Annotated in this window: 20 protein-coding genes and 1 pseudogene; 13 read left to right on the top strand and 8 right to left on the bottom strand. The window is 74.3% G+C overall.

The window, feature by feature from the left end; all coding sequences use genetic code 11:
* Positions 1 to 49: 49 nt before the first annotated feature.
* Positions 50 to 796 (bottom strand): annotated as a pseudogene (locus GOBS_RS28690) (pyridoxal-phosphate dependent enzyme); the annotation flags it as partial.
* Between the two features lie 173 nt (positions 797 to 969).
* Between GOBS_RS28690 and GOBS_RS08685 the strand changes: the two are divergent.
* The 6 genes from GOBS_RS08685 to GOBS_RS08670 all read left to right on the top strand — a co-directional run bounded on the left by GOBS_RS08685 (position 970) and on the right by GOBS_RS08670 (position 4251).
* Positions 970 to 1308, top strand: a complete 339-nt coding sequence (locus GOBS_RS08685; RefSeq protein WP_012947915.1) for a hypothetical protein — start codon at positions 970 to 972, stop codon at positions 1306 to 1308.
* Complete coding sequence (locus tag GOBS_RS08680) at positions 1305 to 1868, top strand: hypothetical protein (protein ID WP_012947914.1); 564 nt, start codon at positions 1305 to 1307, stop codon at positions 1866 to 1868. Before GOBS_RS08685 ends, GOBS_RS08680 begins: the two co-directional genes overlap by 4 nt.
* 244 nt (positions 1869 to 2112) lie before the next feature.
* Complete coding sequence (locus tag GOBS_RS28070; RefSeq protein WP_208104412.1) at positions 2113 to 2385, top strand: hypothetical protein; 273 nt, start codon at positions 2113 to 2115, stop codon at positions 2383 to 2385.
* Complete coding sequence (locus tag GOBS_RS28065) at positions 2355 to 2747, top strand: cytosine permease (protein ID WP_208104411.1); 393 nt, start codon at positions 2355 to 2357, stop codon at positions 2745 to 2747. Before GOBS_RS28070 ends, GOBS_RS28065 begins: the two co-directional genes overlap by 31 nt.
* Positions 2744 to 3676 (top strand): cytosine permease, encoded by a 933-nt coding sequence (locus tag GOBS_RS08675; RefSeq protein ID WP_208104410.1) that lies wholly within the window; start codon positions 2744 to 2746, stop codon positions 3674 to 3676. The genes GOBS_RS28065 and GOBS_RS08675 overlap by 4 nt, the downstream gene beginning before the upstream one ends.
* Positions 3673 to 4251, top strand: coding sequence for an aspartate/glutamate racemase family protein (locus tag GOBS_RS08670; RefSeq protein ID WP_243697678.1), 579 nt, complete (start codon positions 3673 to 3675; stop codon positions 4249 to 4251). Before GOBS_RS08675 ends, GOBS_RS08670 begins: the two co-directional genes overlap by 4 nt.
* A 170-nt stretch (positions 4252 to 4421) precedes the next feature.
* Here the strand turns inward: GOBS_RS08670 and GOBS_RS08665 are convergent, their stop codons facing one another.
* Positions 4422 to 5759: a hypothetical protein gene (locus GOBS_RS08665; protein ID WP_012947911.1), complete on the bottom strand. Its 1338-nt coding sequence runs from the start codon at positions 5757 to 5759 to the stop codon at positions 4422 to 4424.
* A 438-nt stretch (positions 5760 to 6197) separates the two neighbouring features.
* Here GOBS_RS08665 and GOBS_RS08660 point away from each other — a divergent pair, with 438 nt between their 5' ends.
* From GOBS_RS08660 to GOBS_RS08645, 4 genes are all read left to right on the top strand, one after another.
* Positions 6198 to 7232 (top strand): LacI family DNA-binding transcriptional regulator, encoded by a 1035-nt coding sequence (locus GOBS_RS08660; protein ID WP_041242053.1) that lies wholly within the window; start codon positions 6198 to 6200, stop codon positions 7230 to 7232.
* Positions 7229 to 8002, top strand: a complete 774-nt coding sequence (locus tag GOBS_RS08655) for a (Fe-S)-binding protein (RefSeq protein WP_012947909.1) — start codon at positions 7229 to 7231, stop codon at positions 8000 to 8002. Before GOBS_RS08660 ends, GOBS_RS08655 begins: the two co-directional genes overlap by 4 nt.
* Positions 7999 to 9537, top strand: coding sequence for a LutB/LldF family L-lactate oxidation iron-sulfur protein (locus GOBS_RS08650; RefSeq protein WP_012947908.1), 1539 nt, complete (start codon positions 7999 to 8001; stop codon positions 9535 to 9537). The genes GOBS_RS08655 and GOBS_RS08650 overlap by 4 nt, the downstream gene beginning before the upstream one ends.
* A gap of 73 nt (positions 9538 to 9610) precedes the next feature.
* Positions 9611 to 10234 (top strand): LutC/YkgG family protein, encoded by a 624-nt coding sequence (locus GOBS_RS08645; protein ID WP_012947907.1) that lies wholly within the window; start codon positions 9611 to 9613, stop codon positions 10232 to 10234.
* Between the two features lie 6 nt (positions 10235 to 10240).
* On the opposite strand, the gene GOBS_RS08640 is transcribed toward GOBS_RS08645, so the two are convergent.
* The 5 genes from GOBS_RS08640 to GOBS_RS08620 all read right to left on the bottom strand — a co-directional run bounded on the left by GOBS_RS08640 (position 10241) and on the right by GOBS_RS08620 (position 18765).
* Positions 10241 to 12121, bottom strand: coding sequence for a serine/threonine protein kinase (locus GOBS_RS08640; protein ID WP_243697677.1), 1881 nt, complete (start codon positions 12119 to 12121; stop codon positions 10241 to 10243).
* A gap of 248 nt (positions 12122 to 12369) precedes the next feature.
* Positions 12370 to 15744, bottom strand: a complete 3375-nt coding sequence (locus GOBS_RS08635; protein ID WP_012947905.1) for a pyruvate carboxylase — start codon at positions 15742 to 15744, stop codon at positions 12370 to 12372.
* Positions 15745 to 15905: 161 nt separating this feature from the next.
* Positions 15906 to 16931: an NAD(P)-dependent alcohol dehydrogenase gene (locus GOBS_RS08630; protein WP_012947904.1), complete on the bottom strand. Its 1026-nt coding sequence runs from the start codon at positions 16929 to 16931 to the stop codon at positions 15906 to 15908.
* The gene (locus tag GOBS_RS08625) at positions 16928 to 17710 is read right to left on the bottom strand and encodes a metal-sulfur cluster assembly factor (RefSeq protein ID WP_012947903.1); all 783 of its coding nucleotides are present in this window, start codon (positions 17708 to 17710) and stop codon (positions 16928 to 16930) included. Before GOBS_RS08625 ends, GOBS_RS08630 begins: the two co-directional genes overlap by 4 nt.
* Positions 17711 to 17721: 11 nt before the next feature.
* Complete coding sequence (locus GOBS_RS08620) at positions 17722 to 18765, bottom strand: amidohydrolase family protein (RefSeq protein ID WP_012947902.1); 1044 nt, start codon at positions 18763 to 18765, stop codon at positions 17722 to 17724.
* A 183-nt stretch (positions 18766 to 18948) separates the two neighbouring features.
* On the opposite strand from GOBS_RS08620, the gene GOBS_RS08615 reads away from it, so the two are divergent.
* From GOBS_RS08615 to GOBS_RS08605, 3 genes are all read left to right on the top strand, one after another.
* Entirely contained in the window at positions 18949 to 20433 is a 1485-nt protein-coding gene (locus tag GOBS_RS08615) for an AAA-type ATPase lid domain-containing protein (protein WP_012947901.1), read from the top strand.
* 123 nt (positions 20434 to 20556) lie between these two features.
* Positions 20557 to 21144, top strand: coding sequence for a TetR/AcrR family transcriptional regulator (locus GOBS_RS29270; protein WP_012947900.1), 588 nt, complete (start codon positions 20557 to 20559; stop codon positions 21142 to 21144).
* A 6-nt stretch (positions 21145 to 21150) separates the two neighbouring features.
* Positions 21151 to 23331 (top strand): MMPL family transporter, encoded by a 2181-nt coding sequence (locus GOBS_RS08605; protein WP_012947899.1) that lies wholly within the window; start codon positions 21151 to 21153, stop codon positions 23329 to 23331.
* 75 nt (positions 23332 to 23406) lie between these two features.
* Here the strand turns inward: GOBS_RS08605 and GOBS_RS08600 are convergent, their stop codons facing one another.
* Complete coding sequence (locus tag GOBS_RS08600) at positions 23407 to 24939, bottom strand: APC family permease (RefSeq protein ID WP_012947898.1); 1533 nt, start codon at positions 24937 to 24939, stop codon at positions 23407 to 23409.
* Positions 24940 to 25026 lie beyond the last annotated feature (87 nt).

Below are 25026 nucleotides of genomic sequence, written 5' to 3'. Positions count from 1 at the left end.
CGGCTGGCTCGGCGATGACGCCGTCCACCTGGTAGAGGTCGAGCATCTCGGTGCAGATCTGGCCCTCCGGCACCGCGACCAGCTCGGCACCCGCGTCGCGCACCAGCGGGAAGGTCACGTCGCCGACCCGGCGGACGGCGGCGCCGTCGACGAAGGTGTCCAGCTGCGGCAGCTCCACCGGCGTGCCGGCGGCCAGCGCCGCGGCCATGCTCGCCGCCCCGGCCGGCTCGACCCCGACGATGCGGGTCGCGGGGCTGTGCCGCCGCAGCCAGGTCGCGCAGCCGGCCAGCAGGCCACCGCCGCCGACGGGGAGGACGACGACGTCCGGCGGCGTGGGCAGCTGTTCGAGGAGCTCCAGCGCGACGGTCGCCTGGCCGACCACGGTGGGGACGGCGTCGAACGCGGGCACCAGGGTCGCCCCCGTGTCCCGCGCCAGGGTCAGCGCGGCGGCCGCCGCCTCGTCGTAGGAGTCGCCGGTGACCACCAGGTCGACCGTCTCCCCGCCGAGGGCGGCGATGCGGTCCCGCTTCTGGCGCGGCGTCGTCCCCGGGACGACGACCGAGCCGCGCACGCCCAGCGCCCGGCAGGCGTAGGCGACCCCCTGCCCGTGGTTGCCGGCGCTGGCGCACACCACGCCGGCGGCCTGCCGGGCGGAGTCGAGCTGGCTGATCGTGTTGTAGGCGCCGCGGATCTTGTAGGAGCGGCCGACCTGCAGGTCCTCCCGCTTGACCCAGACGTCGGCGCCGGTGGCCCCGGACAGCCGTGCGCTGCGTTGCAGCGGCGTCCGCTGGGCCACCCCGGCCAGCCGGCGGGCGGCCGCCTCGACCTCGGCGCCGAAGCGCTCCGCCGTCCCGGGGTCTGCGACGTCGACGCGGTTCTCCACGCGCCCATCCTCCGCGACCGGCGTCCGGGCGCCGGGGTCAGGGCTGCGCGGTGCCGGGCCGGCCGGGGTCGCCGCACACTGGGGCGGTGAGCCCGCAGACCCCCGAGAGCCCCGCGACCCGGCGCGGCGTCGTCCGCCTGCTGAACACCACCGGCGGGCGGCTGCTCTGCCTCGCCGGCGCGGTCGACGCCGCTGCCGTCGACGCGTTCTGGCGGCGCTACGGCCGCGAGCCCGCGCGGATCGACCGCATCGACGCCCGCTCGGTCACCGCGCTGTCCGAGCCCGGGCGCGAGCTGCTGCTCGACCACGTCGAGACCGCCGAGCTGGCCGGCCGCCCGGTGGAGCTGTGTCCCTCCCCCGCGGTCACGCAGGTGCTGACCGACGTGGGTGGACCGGCTACACCGTGGGTACCCCGGCGCCCATGAGCGGGAAGTCGGCGGAGGACTACGCGGACGACTACACGGACCCGGAGCTGCGCGAGCGGCTCAAGGAAGAGATCAAGGCCGGCGACCGCGGCGGGAGGCCGGGCCAGTGGAGCGCCCGGAAGAGCCAGCTGCTCACGCACGAGTACGAGGCGCACGGCGGCGGCTACCGGCACGAGGGCGAGCGCACCGAGTCGCAGCGGCACCTGCAGGAGTGGACCGGGCAGGACTGGCACACCGCCGACGGCGACGACCGGGCCCGCGGCTCGGGCGGCACGTCACGTTACCTCCCCGACGCCGCCTGGCAGCTGCTCACGGACGAGGAGAAGCGGGCCACCGACCGCCGGAAGAGGAGCGGCGACGAGCAGCACGTGGCCAACACCGAGGCGGCGAAGGAGGCCCGCAAGGCCGCCGAGCTGGTCGACGTCGACGCGGCCGAGGCGCGCAAGCTGGTCGGGCAGATGACCGGGGAATCCCAGCTCGACCGTGCCGAGCGGGCCGAGCGCGAGCTGGGCAAGGGTCGCAAGACGGTGCTCGAGGCGATCGAGCGCCGGCGCTCCTGAACACCCAGCCGCCGGCCGCGCACGACGTGACGCTCGCGATGCTCCGCGCTCGCTCTCGCCAGACGGCGCCGACCTGCTGCACGCGGCGATGCCGGTCGACGGGTTCCTCGGCGACGTCCTCGACCTGCCGACCGTGCTCGGCGAGCAGCGCCAGGACGTCGGCCGCCGTGAACACAGCCTCGAAACACGGCGCCGCTAGCCTCCGGGCCCTCGCCGTCGAGGAGGGGGTACCGCAGGAGGCCCCGTGTCCGCACCCTCCGAGCCGACGCCCATCGTCGCGCCGACCCCGCCCGCGCCCGCAGCCCCCGGCGGCGCCGTCGTCGCCGAGGGCTACGACCCGCGGCTGACCAACGAAGACCTCGCACCGCTGCGCGAGCAGCGCTGGGGCACCTACAACATCTTCGCGTTCTGGATGTGGGACGTGCACAGAGTCGGCGGGTACGTCACCGCCGGCACGCTGTTCGCCCTCGGCATCGCGGCTGCCAGGTGCTCATCGCGCTGCTGGTCGGCATCCTGATCGTGCAGGTCTTCGTCAACCTGGTGGCCAAGCCCAGCCAGAGGACCGGCGTCCCCTACCCGGTGGTCAACCGGGCGGTGTTCGGCGTCAAGGGCGCCAACGTGCCGGCCATCATCCGCGGGCTCATCGCGGTGGCCTGGTACGGCGTGCAGACCTTCCTCGCCGCCAGCAGCCTCAACATCATGGCTGAAGTTCGTCCCCGGCGCCGAGACGCTCACCGAGCATTCCTTCCTCGGCCTGAGCGCGCTCGGCTGGATCTCCTTCGCCGTGCTCTGGGTGGCCAGGCCGCGCTGTTCTGGAAGGGCATGGAGACGATCAAGCGGTTCATCGACTGGGCCGGCCCGCCGTCTACGTCGCGATGATCGCGCTGGCGGTGTACCTGGTCTCGGAGGCCGGCTGGTCGGCCGTCGACCTCGACCTGCACACCGGCCCGACGCTGAGCGGCTGGGCCACCGTGGGGATGATGGCCGGGGCGATCGCCATCGTCGTCCCGTACTTCTCCGGCCCGATGCTCAACTTCGGCGACTTCGCCCGCTACGGCCGCAGCTTCGGGGCGGTCAAGCGCGGCAACGTGCTCGGCCTGCCGGTCAACTTCCTGTTCTTCTTGGTGCTGACCGTCGTCTGCGCCTCGGCCACCGTGCCGGTCTTCGGCGAGCTGATCACCGACCCGATCGAGACCGTCGAGCGCATTGACGCACCCGTCGCGATCCTGCTCGGCGGGGTCACCTTCGTGACGGCGACCGTCGGCATCAACATCGTCGCCAACTTCATCGCCCCGGCGTTCGACTTCTCCAACGTCTCGCCGCAGAAGATCGGTTGGCAGGCCGGCGGCATGGTCGCCGCGGTCGGCTCGGTGCTGCTCACCCCGTGGAACTGGTACGACAACGCCGACGGCATCCGCTTCAGTCTCGGCATCCTGGGCAGCCTCATCGGCCCGCTGTTCGGCATCCTCATCGCCGGCTACTACGTCTGCAGCCGGCAGCGCATCGCCGTCGACGACATGTACTCGATGTCGCCGCGCGGCCGGTACTGGTTCCGCAACGGCTACAACCCGAACGCCGTCATCGCCATCGCCGCGGCCGGGATTCCCACGATCCTGCTGACGCTGTTCGCCTCGGTCGGCGACTACGGCTGGTTCATCGGCTGCGCCCTCGGCTTCACCGTCTTCGTCGGACTGGAGCGGGTGCGCCCGATGATCCCGGTGCTCGACCCGACCGAGCCCGGCATCTCCGACGGCGCCCGCGCCTGGTGCACCTGCAGGTCGTCAACCCCAACACCACCGCGTCGATGACCGCGCTCATCGGCCGCAGTGCACGGGCCGCCGCCGCCCTGCGCACGGTGGTGGCGGCGGTCTCCCCCGAGAACGGACCGGCCGCCGTCGAGAGCCACGTCGACGAGGCGCTCGCCGTCCCGGGCCTGCTCGTGCAGGTCGCGGCCGGCGAGGCCGACGGCGCACAGGGGCACGCCATCGCCTGCTTCGGCGACCCGGGCCTCGACGCCGCCCGCGAGGTGGCGGCCGGGCCCGTGGTCGGGATCGCCGAGGCGGCGATGCGCACCGCCACCTACCTCGGGCGCTCGTTCAGCGTGGTAACGACGCTGGGGCGCGCCACCGGACGGGCGTGGGAGCTGGCCGGGCGCTACGGCGTGCGGGACGCGTGCCGGGCGGTGCGGGCGGTGGAGATCTCCGTGCTCGCGCTGGAGACTGACCCGGCCGCCCGCGACCGCATCGCCCACGAGTGCGGCGACGCCGTCGACGTCGACGGGTGCGACGCCATCGTGCTCGGCTGTGGGGGATGGCCGACCTCGCCGGCGACCTCACCGCGCTGCTCGGCGTCCCGGTGGTGGACGGCGTGGCCGCGGCCGTGACCGTCCTCGAGGGGCTGGTGCGCCAGGGCCTGACCACCGGCAAGCGCGGCGAGTACGCGCCCCCGCCGCTGCGGACTCCTCCGGCCGTGACCAGGTGACCTGATCGCGGCGCGTCCTCCCTCACCGCCCACCGTGAGGGAGGACGCGCTGCGGTGCGGGAGGACGGCGGATCATGCCTCAGGTTGTGGGTCGTCCACCTCAGGTTGCGGGTCGTGCACCTCCGGCTGCGGGTCGTCCAGGGACTCGACCTCCGGCCGCGGGTCATCCATCTCCGGCTGCGGGTCCTCGACCTGCGGGTGCGGCTCCTCCCCGCGGTCGCGGGCCCGCACCGCACCGGGGACGCCCGACGCCACCCGGTGCAGGTCGTCGATCAGTTCGAGCATCGCGTGCAGGTCCGTCGGCACCCGACCCAGGTCGGCGGTGCTCGGCAGATGGCCGGATTCCAGGCCGCGGAGCAGTCGCGGCACCTGGTCGGCGAGGGCGGCCAGGCTCGCGGTCCGGTCCTCGGTGAGCAGCGTGGGCAGCCGGTCGAGCAGCGTGGCCAGCGCGCGGGCTGCGTCGTCGGTCAGCTCGCGGTCGAGTCGGGCGAGCAGGTCGAGGGCGGCCGCCGCCTGCCCCTCGCCGAGCAACTCCTCGGTGCGGTCGAGGTGCGCGTCGGACAGCAGCCGGTCGATCCGGCCACTGATCCGGGCGAGGCGCTCGTCGTTCAGCACCTCGTCGGCGCGGTCCACCACGCGCGGAACGCGGTCGTCGGCGAGCAGGGCGTCCAGCCGGCCGAGCAGCCGGTCGACCCGCTCGTCGGCCGCCAGGTCGAGCAGCCGGCGGACCCGCTGGTCGGCGGCCAGGTCGAGGGCCTGCTGCACCCGGTCGCCGGTCAGCAGGTCCAGCACCAGATCGACCCGATCACCGGTCACGAGGTCGAGGGCCCGCCCGAGCCGGTCGTCCGCGGCGAGGTCGAGGGCCCGCCCGACCCGGTCGTCCACGGCGAGGTCGAGAGCCCGCTCTACGCGCTCGTCGGTCAGGAGGTCCAGCGCCCGGTCGAGCCGGGGCAGCAGGTCGGCCGACAGCAGCCGGTCGAATCCCTCGCCCAGCCGGGGCAGCTGGTCGGAGGACAGCAGCGCGTCGAGCGCGTCGAGGGCCCGCGGGACGACGTCGGCCCGCGACCGCAGCGAGTCCACCGTGCGGGTCACCGCCTCGACCCGGTCCGGTGCCAGCGCGGCGCCGAGCCGGTCGACCAGCGCGCCCGCGGACGCGACCCGCTCGGGGGTCAGGACGGCGGCAACGCGCTGCACCACGTTCGCCGCCGCCTCGACGGCCTCGGGGCCCACCGCCGCTGCACGGGCCACCGCGGGCCCGGCACCGTCGAGCAGGGAGCGGGTGCGGCGGAGGACGTCGTCGGCGAGGGGCAGCAGCGTCTCGGCGCGCGGCAGGGCTGCGCTCAGGCTGCGGACGGAGTCGGCGAGCGTCCAGGGCAGGTCGAGGAGGTCCGAGGGACCGGGCAGGCGCACGGGCGTCGTCTACCCGCGCGCCTGCTCCTGACTCCCCCGCGGTCAGGCCCGCGCGCGCAGCACCTCCCCGAGCGTCCGCGTCGGGCGGCCGGTGAACCCAGTGACGGCGAGTGGCACGGGGATCCCTGACGGGTCCGGGCGGGACCTGGCCGACGACCGCCGGACGGTCCCGCCCCATCCCGGGGGGTCGGGAGATGCGCGCCTCGGCGGCGTCCCAGGCGGCCGACGACCCGGACGGCCGGTACTCGACCAGCGCCTGGGTGGTGCGCAGCAGCCGCCGCATCTCCCCCAGTCCGCCGTCGACGGCGCCGAGAGCGCGGGCCTGCACCAGCGCGTTGCCCAGCGCCGCGGCCTCGACCGGCCCGGCGAGGACCGGCCGCTTTCACGCAGTGGCCGAGCATGTGGTCCGGCACACTGGACCCGACCGAGGAGGGGCCCTTGACCGCGAGCATCCGCGACGTCGCCGGCCGGGCCGGGGTGTCGGTCGGCACGGTGAGCAACGTCCTCAACCGGCCCGACGTGGTCAGTGAGGCCACCCGGACGAAGGTGCTCGACGCGATCGCCGCCCTCGGCTTCGTCCGCAACGAGTCGGCGCGCCAGCTGCGCGCGGGCTCGAGCCGCACCGTCAGCCTGGTGGTGCTCGACATGGCCAACCCCTTCTTCACCGACGTCGCCCGCGGGGTCGAGGACGTCGTCAACGCGGCCAGCCTCGCGATGGTCCTGTGCAACTCCGACGACCGCCCGGAGAAGGAGGCTGCGCACCTGGGCCTGCTCGCCGAGCAGCGGGTGCACGGCGTCCTGATCACCCCGACCGCCGAGCTGACCCCACAGCTGGACGCACTCCGCGACCGCGGCGTCCCGGTGGTCCTCGTCGACCGACGTGCGCCGGGCCCACACCAGTGCGCCGCCGCGACCGACGACGTCCTCGGCGGGCGGCTGGCTGCCGAGCACCTGCTCGAGCGCGGCCACCGCCGGATCGCCTTCGTCGGAGGGCACGCCGCCCTGCCGCAGATCCGGGAGCGCCACGCGGGCGTCGAGTCGGCGGTGCGCGAGGTCCCCGACACGGAGCTGACCGTCCTGTCCCCCGGCGAGCTCAGCGTCGCCGGCGGGCGGGAGGCTGCGGCCCGGGTCATCGGCCTGCCGGCGTCCCGGCGTCCCACGGCGGCCGTGTGCGCCAACGACCTGCTGGCGCTCGGCGTACTCCAGGAGATGGTGCGCCACGGGGTCCGGGTGCCCGACGAGTTCGCCATCGTGGGATATGACGACATCGACTTCGCCGCGGCGGCTGCCGTGCCGCTGAGCTCGGTGCGCAAGCCGCGGCAGGAGCTCGGCCGACGTGCGGCCGAGCTGCTCCTGGACGAGGGTCGGGAGGGTCACCGGCACGAGCAACCGGTGTTCGAGCCGGTGCTCGTCGTTCGGGAGTCGAGCATGGTGCGCCGCGACGTCGCGGCCGACCGGGAGGGAGCGGCATGAGGGTGGCGCTGTTCGCCACGTGTCTGGTGGACACGGTGGCGCCGCAGGTCGCGATGGCCACGGCGAGGCTGCTGGAGCGGCTGGGCCACGAGGTCGTCGTCCCCGCCGGGCAGGCCTGCTGCGGGCAGATGCACGTCAACACCGGCTACCGGCGCGAGGCGGTGCCGATCGTGGCCAACCACGTGCGGGCCTTCGCCGGCGCCGAGGCGATCGTGTCGCCGTCCGGGTCGTGCGTGGCCTCGATCCACCACCAGCAGGCCATGGTGCTGCGCCGGGCCGGCGAGGAGGGACTCGCCGCCGAGGCCGAGGCGCTGGCCGAGCGGACCCACGAGCTCTCGCAGTTCCTCGTCGACGTCCTCGGGGTGACCGACGTCGGCGCCTACTACCCGCACCGGGTCACCTACCACCCGACCTGCCACTCGCTGCGGCTGCTGCGGGTGGGCGAGCGGCCGCTGCAGCTGCTGCGGGCCGTCCGCGGGCTGACGCTCGTCGAGCTGCCGGCCGCCGAGCAGTGTTGCGGCTTCGGCGGCACCTTCTCGGTGAAGAACGCCGACACCTCGACGGCCATGCTGACCGACAAGATGGCCAACGTGCTGTCCACCCACGCGGAGGTGTGCACCGCCGGTGACGCCTCCTGCCTCATGCACATCGGCGGTGGGCTCTCCCGGCTGCGGTCGGGGACGCGCACCGTGCACCTGGCCGAGATCCTGGCCTCGACGGAGGACGCCGTGAGCCCGCACCAGACCACCCGGCCGGCGGTGTCGGCATGACCACCACCCCTCAGGACCTGAACGCCGACCAGACGTCCCTGGCCCCGGGAGCGCCCCGGTCCGGGACGACGTTCCTCGGTCTGCCCACCGCACCCCGCGGGGTCGGCCACCTGCGCGGCGACCGCTCCTTCCCGGAGGCCGCCCGCGACGCGCTGCGCGACGGCCAGCTGCGGGCCAACCTCGGGCACGCGACGAGCACCATCCGCGCCAAGCGGGCCAAGGTCGTCGGCGAGGTGCCCGACTGGGAGCAGCTGCGCCAGGCCGGCAAGGCGCTGAAGCAGTCGACGATGGCGCGGCTGGACGAGCTCCTGGTGCAGCTCGAGGAACAGGTCACCGCACGCTGCGGCACGGTGCACTGGGCCCGCGACGCCGACGAGGCCAACGCGATCGTCACCCGGCTGGTGCAGGCCACCGGCGCCGACGAGGTGGTCAAGGTCAAGTCGATGGCCACCCAGGAGATCGGCCTCAACGAGGCGCTCGAGGACGCCGGCATCACGGCGCACGAGACCGACCTCGCCGAGCTGATCGTGCAGCTCGGGGACGACGCACCGAGCCACATCCTGGTGCCGGCGATCCACAAGAACCGCGCCGAGATCCGCGAGATCTTCCTGCGGACCATGCCGCAGTTCCAGGGCCCCGACGCCGACCGGGACCTCCCCGACGAGCCGCGTCGGCTGGCCATGGCCGCCCGCACCCACCTGCGCGAGCGGTTCCTGCGGGCGAAGGTGGCCATCAGCGGCGCCAACTTCGCCGTCGCCGAGACCGGCACCCTCGCCGTCGTCGAGAGCGAGGGCAACGGCCGGATGTGCCTGACCCTGCCGCAGACGCTGATCACCGTCATGGGCATCGAGAAGCTGGTGCCGACCTGGCGCGACCTCGAGGTGTTCCTGCAGCTGCTGCCCCGCTCCTCCACCGGGGAGCGGATGAACCCGTACACGTCGATGTGGACCGGGGTCACCCCCGGCGACGGCCCGCAGGATTTCCACCTGGTGCTGCTCGACAACGGGCGGACGGCGGTGCTCGCCGACGAGGTGGGCCGCGAGGCGCTGCACTGCATCCGCTGCTCGGCCTGCCTCAACGTCTGCCCGGTGTACGAGCGCACCGGCGGGCACTCCTACGGCTCGGTGTACCCGGGCCCGATCGGCGCCGTCCTCTCCCCGCAGCTGACCGGGGTCGAGGACAACGCCTCGCTGCCGTACGCCTCGTCGCTGTGCGGCGCCTGCTACGACGCGTGCCCGGTGGCGATCGACATCCCCTCGATCCTGGTGCACCTGCGCGCCGAGCACGTCGAGGCGCAGGAGAAGCTCACCCCCGAGGCGGCCGCCTTCCGCGTGCTCGCCAAGGCGATGTCCCACCCGTGGCTGTGGCACCTCACCCAGAAGGCGGCGGGCCTGGGCCGGTTCCTCGCCCGCGGGAAGCCGACACTGCCGGCCGCGCTGCCGCCACCCGCGTCGGGCTGGACGCGGAGCCGCGACCTGCCCGCCCCGCCGAGGGAGACGTTCACCCAGGCCTGGGCCCGGGAGCACGGGAGGTGAGCGAGCTCGCGAGCTCGCCGATGACGGAGCAGCGTGCGCGGATGCGCCCGACCAGCGCCAGCGAGGAGGGAGCATGAGCGCTCGCGAGGAGGTGCTGGGCCGGATCCGCACCGCGCTGGGCGAGCACCGGCCGGAGGTGGCGGTCCCCCGCGACTACCGCACCGCCGACGACCGCCCCGCCGAGCAGCAGCTCGACGTCCTCGTCGACCGGCTGGAGGACTACAAGGCCTCGGTGCTGCGCTGCGGTCCGGACCAGATCGGGGCCACCGTGGCCGCCGCCCTCGACGCCGGCCTGGGCGCCGGCTGGGACCCCGGCTCCGTCGTCGTCGCCCCCGGGGTGCCGGCCGGCTGGCGGCCGGACGGCGCCCGCGAGGACGACGGCCGCCCCGCCGTCGAGCTGGCCGCGTTCGCCGCGACGCTGACCGGCATCGCGGTGGCGATCGCGGAGACCGGCACGCTGGTCCTGGACGGCGGCCCGCTGTCCGGCCGGCGGGCGATCTCGCTGCTGCCCGACTGCCTGGTCTGCGTGGTTGAGGCCGAGCGAGTCGTCGGCGGCGTCCCCGAGGCGCTGCCGCGGCTGGACCCGAACGCCCCGCTGACGATGGTCAGTGGCCCGTCCGCGACCAGCGACATCGAGCTGCAGCGGGTCGAGGGCGTGCACGGCCCGCGCACGCTGGTCGTGCTGCTGGTCGCCTGACGCTGGTCAGCTGGTCGGGCGAGCGCCGGCCGACTCCGGGACCGTGCTGTCGCCGGCGCCGTCCCCGGTCGCCGCGCCGCTCTCGGGCGAGCTGCTCGACGTCCCGGTGTCCCCGCCCGCCTCGGTCTCCGACGAGCTGCTCGGCGCAGCGGCGTCCGTGCCGTCGTCGGTCGGCGCGGGTTCCTCCGAGGGCAGCGGTGTCCCGCTGCTGCCCGTCGGCGAGGACGGCTCCGTGGACGGCTCGGGCGCTCCCGTGGTGGTGTTCCCGGACGGCGGAGCCGGCGTCTCCGCCGACGTGGACCCCTCCGCCGGAGCAGGGTCCTCCGTCGAGGAGGACCCAGCCGCCGGGGCGGACTCCCCCGCCGGGGCGGACTCCCCCGCTGGAGCAGAGCTCTCCGCCGGAGCGGAGTCCTCGGCCGAGGCGGGGTCCTGGGCGGCAGGTGCGTCCTCAGGGGTCGGCGCCGGCGCGTCCTCGGCGGGCGCGGGCTCCTCGGGGGCGGTGGGCGACGCCGCGACAAGGACCTCCACCCGGTCCCCCGGCCGGACCTCGGCGCCGGCCGGGTCGAGCGCGGTGACGGTGCCCGGCGTGGTGTCCGGAGTCACCTCTGCCTGCCGGCCCACGGTCAGCCCGAGCCCGGTCAGCTCGGCGGCGACCTCCTCGACCGGACGCCCCACGTACTCCGCGGCGGTCAGCACCAGACCCGGGTCCGCCGACGACGGCGCGACGGCCGACGACGGCGCGACGGCCGACGACGGCGCGACGGCCGACGGCGGCGCGACGGTCGTGCTCTCGTCGCCGTCGAGCCCGCCCACCAGCCCGACCACGCCGCCGCCGAGCAGCAGGACGGCGAGCACGGCCAGCACCAGCAGCAGCGGGCGGCGGCGGGAGCCGCGGTCGTCGTCGTGGGGACGCCGCGGCGCGCCGGCCGGCACCTCGTGCGCCGCCGGGGGTACCGCCGCGGCGACGGCGGCCGGAGCGATCGGCCGGGTCGCCGGCGCGGTGGCCGGCGAGCGGCGCACGGTCTCCTCGATGGCGTGCAGGAACGCGTCGCCGTCGGGAAGACGCTGCTGCGGGTCCCTGACCAGCGCGGCCTCGATGAGGTGCCGGATGTCGGGCGGGACCTCGGCGGGAAGCGGGTCGGGGTCCTCGTACACGTGCTTGAGCGCCACGGCGACCGGGTTGGTGCCGGCGAAGGCGGCGTGTCCGGTCAGCGACTCGTAGCCGACCAGGCCGAGGGCGTAGACGTCGCTGGCCGGGCTGACCCGCTCCCCCGCGGCCTGCTCGGGCGACATGTACTGCGGGGTGCCGATGACCTGGCCGGTGCCGGTCAGCGGCACGCTGCCGGCCGAGCAGGCGATGCCGAAGTCGGTGAGCTTCACGCTGCCGTCGGGGCGGACCAGGATGTTGCCGGGCTTGATGTCACGGTGGACGACGCCGGCGCGGTGCGCCTCCGCCAGCCCGGCGGCGGCCTGGGACAACACCGAGAGCGCGGCCTCGGGGTCCAGCGGCCCCTCCTCGGTGAGCAGCGTCGACAGCGGCGCGCCGTCGACCAGCTCCATCACGAGGAAGGCGACGTCCCCGCCGGTGTCCTCCGCCGTCGCCTCCCCGTAGTCCAGGACGGTGGCGATGTTCGGGTGGCTCAGGGCCGCGGCGTGCCGGGCCTCGGCGCGGAACCGGGCGAGGAAGGTCTGGTCGTCGGCGTACTCGCTGCGCAGCACCTTCACCGCGACCGGCCGGTCCAGCATCGTGTCCCGGCCGCGCCAGACCTGCCCCATCCCGCCTGTGGCGATGAGCTGTTGCAGCTCGTAGCGGCCGCCCAGGGTCTGCCCTCCCCCGTCGACCGAGATCACACCGCGCTCCGTCCCCTGCTGCTGCCTGGGTTCCACCCGCTCCTGGCGGCCCCGGAGGGCACCGCCGCGGCGGTCCACGCAGCGCCTCCGCGCCGGTCAGGCGTGCATGGCTGCGCCCTGCCTCCCTGCCCAACCCCGCACCGAACTGAACGACCCGGTCCGGCCGGACCTCGACACCCGGGCCGGCACTCACACACCGTCGCGGCCGGACGACACGGCGCCGAGGTGTGCTCCTCGGGGGTGGTCGACCCACTCCGGAGCGTCCCCGAGCCTGCGGGGGCCTCTCAGGACAGGACGACGAGCAGGTCACCGCCCTCCACCTGCTGGACGCCGCCGATGGCCAGCCGCTTGACCGTGCCGGCGACCGGCGCGGTGATCGAGGCCTCCATCTTCATCGCCTCGATCGTGGCGATCGGCTGCCCGGCCTCGACGGTGTCGCCCTCGCCGACCTGGAGGGTGACCACGCCGGCGAACGGTGCGGCGACCTGGCCGGGGTCGCTGCGGTCGGCCTTCTCGGCGGCCTTGACCTGCGCGTCGACCGAGCGGTCGCGCACCGAGACCGGTCGCAGCTGGCCGTTGAGGGTGCACATGACCGTGCGCATGCCGCGCTCGTCGGGATCGGAGACGGCCTCCACCCCCACGAGCAGGGTGACCCCGGGCTCCAGGTCGACCGCGTGCTCGTCGCCGGGCCGCAGCCCGTAGAGGAACTCCTTGGTCGGCAGCACGGAGACGTCGCCGTAGGAGTCGACGTGCGCCTCGTACTCGCGGGTGGGTCCCGGGAAGAGCAGCCGGTTGAGGGTCTGCCGGGGCTGCTCGGCCAGCCCCCGCTCGTCCTCCGCCGACAGCTCCGCCGGCGGCTCGGCCGGACGCCGGCCCTCCAGCGCACGGCTGCGGAACGGCTCGGGCCAGCCGCCGGGCGGGTCGCCCAGCTCGCCGCGCAGGAAGCCGATCACCGAGTCGGGCAGGTCGTACTTCCCGGGCTCAGCGGCGAAGTCCTCGACGCTGACGCCGGAACCGACGAGCTGCAGTGCCAGGTCGCCGACGACCTTGGACGACGGGGTGACCTTGACCAGCCGGCCCAGCAGCCGGTCGGCGGCGGCGTAGGCGTCCTCGACCTCCTCGAAGCGCTGGCCGAGGCCCAGGGCGATGGCCTGCTGGCGCAGGTTGGACAGCTGCCCGCCGGGGATCTCGTGCCGGTAGACACGCCCCGTGGGCGCGGCCAGGCCGGACTCGAAGGGCGCGTAGACCCGTCGGACGGCCTCCCAGTACGGCTCCAGGTCGTTGACCGCGGCCAGGTCCAGGCCGGTGGCCCGCTCGGTGGCGTCGGTCGCGGCGACGATCGCCGACAGCGGCGGCTGGCTCGTGGTGCCGGCCATGGAGGCGACCGCGCCGTCCACGGCGTCGACCCCGGCGTTCCAGGCCGCCAGCAGCGTGGCGAGCTGGCCGCCTGCGGTGTCGTGGGTGTGCAGGTGCACCGGCAGGTCGAAGCGCTCGCGCAGCGCCATCACCAGCGTCGCGGCCGCCGGCGGGCGCAGCAGGCCGGCCATGTCCTTGATCGCCAGCACGTGCGCGCCGGCGTCGACGATCTGCTCGGCCAGCCGCAGGTAGTAGTCCAGCGTGTAGAGGTCCTCGCCGGGGTCGGAGAGGTCGCCGGTGTAGCACAGCGCCACCTCGGCGACCGCCGTTCCCGTCTCCCGGACCGCGTCGATCGCCGGACGCATCTGGGCGACGTCGTTGAGTGCGTCGAACACCCGGAAGACGTCGATGCCGGTGGCGGCGGCCTCGCGGACGAAGGCGTCGGTGACCGCCTCGGGGTAGGGCGTGTAGCCGACGGTGTTGCGGCCGCGCAGCAGCATCTGCAGGCAGATGTTGGGCACCGCGTCGCGGAGCGCGGCCAGCCGGTCCCACGGGTCCTCGTGCAGGAAGCGCAGCGCCACGTCGTAGGTCGCCCCACCCCAGCACTCCAGGCTGAACAGCTGCGGGGCGGTGCGGGCCACGTGCCCGGCGACGGCCAGCAGGTCCCGGGTGCGCACCCGGGTGGCCAGCAGCGACTGGTGGGCGTCGCGGAAGGTGGTGTCGGTGACCGCCAGGGCCGTCCGGGCGCGCAGGTCGGCGGCGAAGGCCTCCGGGCCGGCCGCGAGCAGCCGCTGGCGGGAGCCGTCCGGCGGGGGGACGGTGAGGTCGACGGCCGGCAGCTTGCTCACCGGGTCGACCAGGTGCGGGCGCTCTCCGTGCGGGTGGTTCACGGTCACGTCGGCCAGGTAGGTCAGCAGCCGGGTACCGCGGTCGGCCGACGAGCGCGCCGTGAGCAGCTCGGGCCGTTCCTCGATGAAGGACGTGGTGACCCGCCCGGCGGCGAAGTCCGGATCGTCCAGCACCGCGGCCAGGAACGGGATGTTGGTGGCCACCCCGCGGATCCGGAACTCCGCCACCGCCCGCCGCGCCCGGGCCACGGCGATGTCGAAGGTGCGCCCCCGGCAGGTCAGCTTCACCAGTAGCGAGTCGAAGTGCGCCTGGACCTCCGCGCCCAGCGAGGCCCCGCCGTCCAGCCGGATCCCGGCCCCGCCGGGTGAGCGGTAGGCGGTGATCCGGCCGGTGTCCGGCCGGAAGCCGTTGGCCGGGTCCTCGGTGGTGATCCGGCACTGCAGCGCCGCACCCCGCAGCACGATCGACTCCTGCGACAGGCCCAGGTCGGCCAGCGTCTCCCCCGCCGCGATCCGCAGCTGGGACTGCACCAGGTCGACGTCGGTGACCTCCTCGGTCACCGTGTGCTCGACCTGGATCCGCGGGTTCATCTCGATGAACACGTGCCGGCCCTCGCGGTCGAGCAGGAACTCCACGGTGCCGGCGTTGACGTAGCCGATCGCCCGGGCGAAGGCGACTGCGTCGGCGCAGATCCGCTCCCGCAGGTGCGGATCCAGGTTCGGCGCCGGCGCCAGCTCGATCACCTTCTGGTGCCGGCGCTGCACCGAGCAGTCCCGCTCGAACAGGTGGACGACGTTCCCCTGCCCGTCGGCCAGCACCTGCACCTCGATGTGCCGCGGCTCGACCACCGCCTGCTCGACGAAGACGGTGGCGTCCCCGAAAGCCGACTCGGCCTCGCGCATCGCCGCCTGCACCGCGCCGGCCAGCTCCGCGGGGTCCTCCACCCGCCGCATCCCGCGCCCACCACCGCCGGCGACCGCCTTGACGAACACCGGGAACGGCATGTCCGCGGTGGAGGCCAGGACGGTGTCCAGGTCGTCGCTCGGGGCGGTCGAGGCCAGCACCGGCAGCCCGGCCTCCCGCGCCGCGGCGATCGCCCGCGCCTTGTTGCCGGTCAGCTCCAGCACCGACGCCGGCGGGCCGACGAAGGTGATCCCCTCCCGCTCGCAGGCCGCTGCGAGCTCCGGGTTCTCGGACAGGAAGCCGTAGCCGGGGTAGACCGCGTCGGCCCCGGCCCGCCGCGCCGCGCCGACGACCTCGTCGACCGAGAGGTAGGCGCGGACCGGGTGCCCCTCCTCCCCGATCTGGTAGCTCTCGTCGGCCTTGAGCCGGTGGACGGAGTTGCGGTCCTCCCAGGGGAAGATGGCGACCGTCTGCGCGCCCAGCTCGTAGGTCGCGCGGAAGGCCCGCACCGCGATCTCGCCTCGGTTGGCGACCAGCACCTTGGTGAACACAGCGCTCCTCAGGGGTCGGGACGGCCCGATGAGCCTCCCAGACGGGACGGGCGCCGCGGGAGGGCCGACCACGGTCCCGGCAGAACAGGAGCGGAGCCCGGTCCCCAGGGACCGGGCTCCGCAGCTGAGCCTTCGAGTGGTGGGGGGCAGAGGGTCCTTCCTCAGGGGACGAGGATCGCCCGGCCCCGGACCTTCCCGGCGTCGAGGTCGCGGAGCGCGTCCACGGCCCGGTCGAGCGGGTACTGCTGGGTGTGCAGGGTGACCTTCCCGGCCTGCGCGAGCACCATCAGCTCGGCCAGGTCGGTGTAGGTGCCGACGATGTTGCCGACGATGTTCTTCTCGCCGGCGACGAAGTCCAGCGTCGGGATCCGGAGCTCGCCGCCGTACCCGATGACGTAGTACGAGCCGGCCGGGCCGGTCATGTGCCAGCCGTCCATCTCCGCGCCCTGCTCGGCGACGAAGTCGAAGACCACGTCCGCGCCCCCGCCGGTCAGGTCCTGGACCGCCTGCACCTGGTCGCCGTCGGCGACCACGGTCTCGTCCGCCCCGATCTGCCGGGCGAGCTCCAGCGCGTCGGGGTTGCGGTCGACGACGACGATCCGGGTGCCCGACAGTGCGGCCAGGCACTGGACGCCGATGTGGCCGAGACCGCCGGCGCCCTGCACGACCGCCGTCGTGCCCGGGTGCAGCAGCGGCAGGGCCTTGCGCACGGCGTGGTAGGCGGTGATCCCGGCGTCGGCGAGCGCGGCGACGTCGGCGGGGTTGGTGGACGGGTCGAGCTTCACGCAGGCGCGGGCGGTGGTGCGCAGGTACTCGGCCATGCCGCCGTCGTTGTTCGACAGCCCGGGGAAGAAGGCGTTCTCGCACTGCATGTCCCGGCCGGCGCGACAGGCCGTGCACAGGCCGCAGCTGGGCTGCGGGTGCAGGATCACGGTGTCACCGACGGCGACGTTGGTGACACCCTCCCCGACCTCGTGCACCCACCCGGCGTTCTCGTGCCCGATCACGTAGGGCAGGTCCGGGTTCTGCAGGTCGGCCCACTGACCCTCGAGGATGTGCAGGTCGGTGCGGCAGACCCCGGCGCCGCCGACCTTGACGATCACGTCGAGCGGACCCCGGATCTCCGGTTCGGGGACGTCGTCGATCGTGGGGTCGGCGTGGTACTCGTGCACGCGTACGGCCTTCACGGGTGAGTTCCCTTCGAGACGGTGAGCGGGAGCAGGGGACGGTCCTCGGGACGGGGCGCCTGGTCGGCCTCGGCGCCCGGGTAACGGGTGGCCAGCAGGCCGCGGCAGAAGTGGGCGTTGCCGTCGACGGAGATGCGCACCGAGCGGGCCCGGCGCAGCACCAGCTCCGCCTGCGCGGGGTCGGGGCGGGTGCCGTCGTCGTGCACGAGCACCGGCGCCCCGTCGTCCACGGGCAGGCCGAGGGTCGCCCGCCGGCGCAACAGCGCGTCGGTGGTGTGCTCCCCCGCCGGCAGGTCGCCGAGGGTGAGCGCCGCGACGTCCACCGCCGGGTCGGTGCGGAGCAGCGCCGTGACGGCCCGCTCCATCGCCGCGGTGTGCGCCTTGCGCTGGAAGGTCGCCCGGAGCTCGTCGAGCGAGTCCTCGGCCTCGTGCCCGAAGGTGCCGCGGTAGCCGGCACCGGCGGCCATGCCGCGGTTGATCAGGTCGGAGTCGTGGTGGTCGTCGAGCTCGACCACCACGGACTCCACCCCCGGGACGGCGGACACCGCGTCGTGGGCGTCGGAGACCATCAGCCAGGCGAAGTTCGGCGCGCAGAAGGAGGTGGGCAGCCGCAGGTGCACCTCGACGGCACAACCCCCGACGGCATGACCCTCGACCGACACCGAGCGGACGAAACCGACGTCGGTGATCGGCTCGTCCAGCTCGGGGTCGACGACGGTGCCCAGCGCGGCGCGCACCTCGGCCTCGGTTCCGGTCAGGTCGGGGAGGACGGCGGTCATCGGCGTCCTCCTCAGACGCTGGCGAGGTCGGCGGCGGCCGGCTCGCGCGGGCCGGTGGCGGTCTCGTCGGCGTCGGGCAGCTGCAGCTCGGCCGGCACCGGCAGGTCGTAGAGCTTGGCGGCGTTGAGGCCGAGCACCTTCTTCTTCAGCGCGGTGGTCAGCGGGGCGTACTCGGTCATGTCCTCGGGGATCTGGAAGTCCACGAAGCGCTCGACCAGCCACTTCGGCGTCCACAGCGCGTAGTCGCTGGAGAAGAGGATGCGGTCCTCGCCGAGCCAGTAGGTGAGCTCGCCCATGATCTGCGCGAAGTAGCGCGGCCGGGTGTGGATGAACGGCATGGCCACGGCCAGGCCGGCGTACACGTTCGGCTCCTGGGTGGCGATCCAGCAGAAGTCCTCCAGGCGCGGCAGCCCGCAGTGCTCCACGACGAAGTTCAGGTCGGTGAAGTCGGTGGCGACGTGGTCGACGTCGGCGACGTCGAAGGCGTCGCGGTCCAGCGGGCGGATCGTCGGGCCCTTGTGGATGTGGACGTTCTTGATGCCCAGCTCGCGGCAGACCTCGAAGTAGCGGTAGGCCATCGGGTCGGTGAGCTTCCAGCCGCGGGACTCGCCGTGCCAGTCGGCGGTGTAGAGCTTCACGCCCTTGAGCTGCATCCGCTCGGCGTCGGCACGGAGCTGGTCCAGGCCGTTCTCGCCGTCGCGCGGGTCCCAGTAGTGGTTGTAGGTGAGCTTGTCCGGGTGGGCCTGCGCGAGGGCGAAGGCCTCCTCGGTCTGCCCGAAACCCCGGTGGTAGAACTCGGCGAGACGGGCCGGCTGGAAGATCGCGTGGTCGACGATCCCGTCGACGAACACGTCGCGCATCAGCCGCTCGCCGCCCTGGTAGAGGTACTCCTCGTAGCCCCAGGTCTCGGACTCCGGGCTGAGGTTGCGGTGGTAGTCGTAGAAGCAGTCGATGAACTGCTTGCCGTGGACGTTGCGCTGGTTCTCCGGGCGCGCGTCCCACAGGGCGATGTGGGAGTCCACGACGTAGTAGCTCTCGCCGTCCTTGCGGTACATCTCCGGCCTCCGTCGGCTCGCTGTGAGAGCGGTCACGCTCCCAGGCCCACGACGCTAGGCAGGGGCCGCCACCCGCGGAACCGGTTGCTGTCTCACTTTGGGACGCCGCGACAGCCGATCGGTCGCGTACAGTCCGGTGTGACCCAGCGCACACATCCCAGCCGGTGGAGGTGCCCCGTCGACGTGGGCCGGGACGAGGTGTCGACCGCCGCCCCGCTCGCCGACCCCGAGCTGGCCGGGCGGACGGCGGCACCCCGGCTGCGCGCGTCGTGGCAGCGCAGCGCGGGTTACGGCGTCCCCCCGGACGAGGTCGTCCCGGTCTTCAGCGGCTCGCCGGACACCGGCTCGCTGCTCTACGAGTGCGCGCACCGGGTGCTCACCGACCTGCAGGCGACCATCCCGAACGAGCCGGTCAGCCTCATGGTGGCCGACTCCCAGGGGCTGGTCCTGGCCCGGATCGGCGACGACCGCGACATCCAGCGGTCGCTGGACCGGGTGCACCTGGCGCCCGGCTTCTCCTACAACGAGCGCAACGCCGGCACCAACGGCCTGGGGCTCTCCCTCGCCGACCGGGCGCCCTCGCTGGTCCGCGCCGAGGACCACTACTGCACCGACCTGCGGGGCTACACCTGCGCGGCGGCACCCGTGGTCGAGCCGGTGACCGGCGAGCTGGCCGGCAGCATCAACCTCACCACCTGGTCGAGCAGCTCCTCTGGACTGCTCCTGGGGCTGGCGCAGACAGCGGCGAACGCCACCAGCGCGCTCATGCTCGTCCGCGCCGGCGGCCGGACCGTCCGTCCGGCACCCCGCGGCGAGGTCTTCCACGTCATCGGCAGCCACCTCGCCACCGACGCCGGCGACCCGTGCGTGTCGGCGAACTGGCGGGCCGCGACAGGGGATGCGGCGGCCGCCGTCGCCGCCGGCCGGGTGACCGCGGTCGTGGGCGAGCCAGGCGCGGGCAAGGCCACGCTGGCCGCACTCGCCCGCCGGCGGCTCGCCCCGCGCCAGCGGCTGCTGCACGCCCGGGCCCCGGAGACCGGTGACGTCGCGGCCTGGCTCGAGCTGTGGACGCCGGAGCTGCGCGACGCGGACACCTGCGTCATCGTGTCCGGACTCCAGGACCTGCCGGCCTGGGCCGTCGGCGAGCTGGCCCAGAACCTGACCACCGCCCGCCGTGCCGGCCGGCCGCAGCCGTTCGTCCTGACGGCGCCCGGCTTCTCCGCCATCCCCGACCAGCTGGCCGCGCTGGCCGACGCGGTCGTGGAGGCCCCGCCCCTCCGGCTCCGGGCCGACGACGTCCTGCCGCTCGCGCAGCGGTTCGCGCGCGAGGAGCGCCACCGTGCGGTCGACTTCACCCCCCGTGCGGCGCGCGCGCTGCGCAGCTGCGCCTGGCCGGGCAACGCCACCCAGCTGCGCCGCGTCGTCCGGGACGCCGCGGCGCGCGCCGATGTCGTGGACCTCCACCACCTCGCCCCCGAGGTCCTCGACGGGGGCATGCGTCCCCTCAGCCGGCTCGATCGGCTCGAGCGGGACGAGATCGTGCGCTGCCTCACCGAGCCCGGCACCACGGTCACCCGCGCCGCCGAGGAGCTCGGCATCGGCCGCGCCACGCTCTACCGGAAGATCGCCCAGTACAAGATCACGGTGCCGCCGCGGTCGACGGACTGACGGCACGACCATCCCCGCCCGGTCGAGGCCGGGGGCGGCCGGGCCTGACGTGTGAGTGACGACACCGACCAGGTCGGTCGGTCGACCGACCGTTTTGGTCGGTGACCCCGTACCGTCTCCTGCGTGGCACGACCGTTCCGCCAGCAGGCCGACGAGGGCATCCTCGACCGGGCCGCTGCCCTCTTCGCCCGCCGCGGGTTCGCCAAGACGTCGGTGCAGGACATCGCGGACGCCGTGGGGCTGTCCAAGGCGGGCCTGCTGCACCACTTCCCGAGCAAGGACGCGCTGCACGAGGCGGTGCTGGCCCAGGCCGAGACCCTGGGCCGGCGCGTGCTCGACCAGCTGGGCGGCCTGCCCCCCGGTCCGGCCCGCGACCGGCAGGCGCTGGAGGTCCTGGTCGACGTCGCCCTGGCGCACCCCGGGCTCGTCGCGCTCGTGCTCGCGCCGGTCACCGACCTCGGCGCCGAGCCCGGGCCCGCCGTCGCCGACCTGGTCCTGCAGGCCTTCGGCGTCGACCCCGGGACCACGGAGCCGCCGCGCTCGGTCCGGGTCATCGGCGCGCTCGCCGCACTCGCCGTCCTGACCCTCGCGGCGCACGCCCAGGACCAGACCACCGCGTGGCGGCGGCACATCGTCGCCACCTGCTTCGACGCGCTCGGCCACCACGCTGCCGGCGCCACCCCGTCCGACCCCGACCAGGTGGAGGCCTGATCCCCCATGGCTCGTCTGTTGTCCAGGCTCGGTGCGTTCTCGCACCGGCACCGCACGGCCGTCGTCCTCGTCTGGCTCGTGCTGCTCGTCGGCGGCGGCGTCGGGGCGGCGACGCTGGCCGGCGAGACGTCGGACAGCTTCGCCATCCCCGGCCAGGAGTCGACCACCGCGCTGGAGCGGATCAGCGAGGAGTTCGGGGCCGCGGGCGGTGCGACGGCGCAGGTGGTGGTCGTCGCCCCGGACGGCCAGGCCCTGGCCACGCCGGAGAGCGCCGCGGCCGTCGGGGCTCTGGTCGCCGAGCTGGGCGAGCTGCCCGGCGTCGCGTCGGCCAGCAACCCGCTGGACCCGGCCGCGCCGTCGGTCAACCAGCAGCTGACCACCGGCTACAGCACGGTCACCTACGAGGCACCGGTCGGTGAGGTCACCCCCGAGCAGCAGGACGCGCTGACCTCCGCCGTCGAGGACGCCGGGGACGGCGCCCTCACCGTCGAGGTCACCGGCCAGGCGATCCAGGAGCCCCCGCACGTGGGCGGCCCCGCGGAGGTCATCGGCGTCGTCGTCGCGCTGGTGGTCCTCGCCGTCACCTACGGTTCGCTGGTCGTGGCCGGCATGAACCTGCTGACGGCGGTCGTCGGCGTCGGCATCGGCGTCCTGGGCATCACCATCGCCACCGGCTTCACCGACCTGTCGTCGACCACCCCGATCCTGGCCGCGATGCTCGGCCTGGCGGTCGGCATCGACTACGCGCTGTTCATCGTCAGCCGGTTCCGGCAGGAACTGCGGCGCGGCGCCGACGTCGGCACCGCGGTCGCCACGGCCGTCGGCACCGCCGGCTCCGCGGTCGTCACCGCCGGGCTCACCGTCGTCATCGCGCTCACCGGCCTGTTCGTCGCCGGCATCCCGTTCCTGACCCAGATGGGTCTCGCCGCGGCCGCGACCATCGTCGTCGCCGTCCTGGTCGCCCTGACCCTGGTCCCGGCCGCGCTGGGCTTCCTGGGGATGCGCGCGCTGCCGAAGCGGCAGCGCAGCGCCGCGCCGACGCACCACGCGGCCGGCCGCGGCTTCCTGGGCGGCTGGGTCGCCACGGTCACCCGCCACCGCCTCGTGGCCGTGCTGCTGACGGTCGTGGCCCTGGGCACCGTCGCCGTCCCGTTCTTCTCGATGCAGACCACGCTGGTGCAGACCCCGCCGGAGGGCAGCAGCCAGGCCCGCGCCGAGCAGCTGCTCGCCGACGGCTTCGGTGAGGGGTTCAACGGCCCGCTCACCGTGCTGTTCGAGGGCGACGGGGCGGTGCAGGCCGCGACGGCGGCCGCCGACCGGGTGACCGGCCTGGACGACGTCGCGATCGTGACCCCGCCGGTGCCCAGCGCCGACGGCACCGCAGCGCTGCTGTCGGTCATCCCGGAGTCCGGGCCGACCGACCCGGCCACCGAGCAGCTGGTCGCCGACCTGCGTGACCTGCTGGCCGACGTCGACGGCGCCCAGGCCTCGGTCACCGGTGCCACCGCGGTCAGCGTCGACGTCGCCACGAGCCTGGACGCCGCACTGCCGGTCTACCTGGCGCTGGTCGTGGGCCTGGCCCTGGTCCTGCTCGTGCTGGTCTTCCGCTCGCTGCTGGTGCCGCTGGTCGGCGTCCTCGGCTTCGTGCTCACCGTCGGGGCCGCGCTCGGCGCCACCGTCGCGGTGTTCCAGTGGGGCTGGCTGGCCGACCTGGTCAACCTCGACAGCACCGGCCCGCTGATCAGCCTCACGCCGATCCTGGTCATCGGCATCCTGTTCGGGCTGGCGATGGACTACCAGATCTTCCTGGTGTCCCGGATGCACGAGGCGCACAGCCACGGCGCCGGGCCGCTGGAGGCGATCCGCACCGGCTTCCGGCAGGCGGCCCCGGTCGTGGTCGCGGCCGCGCTGATCATGTTCTCGGTGTTCGCCGGCTTCGTGCCCTCCGGGGACGCGACCATCAAGTCGATCGCCTTCGCGCTGGCCGCCGGCATCGCCTTCGACGCCTTCGTCGTCCGCATGGTGCTCGTCCCGGCGGCGCTGGCCCTGCTCGGCGACCGGGCCTGGTGGCTGCCGCGCTGGCTGCGCTGGCTGCCCGCCCTCGACGTCGAGGGCGCCGCGCTGGAGCGGCCCGCCGCCCGGCCGCAGGTCCAGCAGCCCGAGGTGGTCGGCGCCGGCGAGCGCTGACCCCTCCCGCACGAACGGCGCGGCCCGCCTCCCCTCCGGGAGGCGGGCCGCGCTGCTACTCGGGCCGGTCCGGTGTCACTCGTCGAGGACCAGCGACGGGGTGTCGACCCGCAGGGTCTGGCCGCGGAAGAACTCCGGGTGCCGCGCCCGCCAGACGAGCATCAGGACCGCGCCGAGCAGCAGCAGCCCGATCCCGACGACGAAGACGCTGCCGATGCCGAACACCGAGGAGCCGCTGCCGTAGGCGGGGTCGAGGGTGTCGACCGCCGTCTGGACGAACACCGCGGTCAGCATCAGGGCGCCCAGCAGCGGCAGGACGCCCTTGAACACCAGGTCCCGCGCGCTGCGCCGCAGCTCGTGCCGGAAGTACCAGACGCAGGCGTAGGCGGTCAGGCCGTAGTAGAAGCAGATCATCAGGCCCAGCGCGTAGATGGTGTCGATGAGCACGTTCTCGCTGATGATCGTCATGCCTACGTAGAACGCCGCCGTGGCGGCCCCGGCGACCAGGGTGGCGGTCGACGGCACCCGGAAGCGCGGGTGCACCTCCGCCAGGCGCTGGGGCAGCGCCCCGTAGGTGCCCATGGCCAGCATGGTCCGGGTGGTCGGCAGGAAGGTGGTCTGCAGGGACGACGCCGAGCTGGCGACGACGGCGAGGAAGAGCAGGAACGCCAGGCCCGGGCCCATGACCGGGCCGGCCAGGGCGGCGAAGACGTTGTCCCCGGTGTCGGGGTTGCCCAGGCCGGTGCCCTCGGTCCCGATGCCTGCGTACATCTGCACCGCGATGGCCACGCCGACGTAGGTCACGATGATGACGAGCATGGTCAGCAGGGCGGCCCGGCCCGGGGTGCGGGCGCTCCCGGCGGTCTCCTCGTTGACCGTCAGGCAGGTGTCCCAGCCCCAGTAGATGAACAACGACAGGGACAGCCCGGCGGTGAAGGCGCTGAAGGAGGTGATGGCCGTCGGGTCCAGCCAGGACAGCTCGAACGGGATCCCGCCGGGTGCGGAGCCGGCCTTGGCCAGCGCCAGGACGGCGAACACCGCGAGCACAGCCATCTGGAAACCGACCAGCACGTACTGCACGCGCTTGGTGGCCTCCACCCCCCGGTAGGTGACCCAGGTGGCGACGGCGACGAACGCCACGCAGGTGAGGGCGTTCACGACAGTGTCGTCGCCGAGCGTCGCCACCGACTCCGACCCGGTGATCTCGCCGAGCAGCAGGTAGAAGAAGGACACCGCCACGCCGGCGAGGTTCGACAGCACGATGACCGTGGCCAGCAGCGCCCCCCAGCCGCACAGCCAGCCGACGTAGGGGTTGAACGCCTTGGTCGTCCAGGTGAAGGACGTCCCGCAGTCCGGCGCCACCCGGTTGAGCTCCCGGTAGGCGTAGGCGACCAGCAGCATCGGCAGGAAGCCGGCCAGGAAGATCGCCGGCATCTGCAGGCCGACCTCGGTCACCGTGGGGCCTAGGGTGGCCGTCAGCGCGTACACCGGCGCGATGCTCGAGACCCCGAGCACCACGCTGGCCAGCAGGCCCACCGAGTTGGTGGACAACCCCTTCGTCCGGAGATCGGTCTGCTGCCCGGTTCCCCGGTCCTGTCCCACCGCCATGCGGCCCTCCTGTCGTCGCACCGCTGTCAGCGGCCGGTCGGCGGCACGGCAGTGTGCCGCGCCTCACACGGGACAGCAGGCCAGTCC

Source organism: Geodermatophilus obscurus DSM 43160, assembly GCF_000025345.1.
Taxonomy (GTDB): domain Bacteria; phylum Actinomycetota; class Actinomycetes; order Mycobacteriales; family Geodermatophilaceae; genus Geodermatophilus; species Geodermatophilus obscurus.
The sequence above is the reverse complement of the archived record's forward strand: the minus strand, read 5'-3'. Positions and strand labels throughout refer to the sequence as shown.